1 rRNA gene is annotated in these 255 nt (G+C 53.7%); it reads right to left on the bottom strand.

What is annotated here, in order from left to right:
• Positions 1-82, bottom strand: a 23S ribosomal RNA gene (locus tag M3666_RS16535); the annotation flags it as partial.
• Positions 83-255 lie beyond the last annotated feature (173 nt).

Raw genomic sequence — 255 nt, 5'->3', positions numbered from 1 at the left:
CCCGAGGCTTATCGCAGATTTCTACGTCCTTCTTCGGCTCCAGATGCCAAGGCATCCACCGTTTGCTCTTAGAAACTTGACCACAAAGATTAAAATTGCGATCGACTCGAACAACAACCAACCCGAAGGCCGGTCATCATCACGAGCGATCTAAGATGCTCGCGTCCACTGTGTAGTTCTCAACATACGATCGGCACCAGCACTCCCCCACCAACCGGTAGGTTCACCCTGGCCCAACGAAGGACACGTAGGCCC

The organism is Curtobacterium sp. ODYSSEY 48 V2, assembly GCF_023712625.1.
Taxonomy (GTDB): domain Bacteria; phylum Actinomycetota; class Actinomycetes; order Actinomycetales; family Microbacteriaceae; genus Curtobacterium.
Note: the sequence above shows the minus strand (reverse complement) of the source record. Positions and strands in the feature narration are given on the sequence as shown.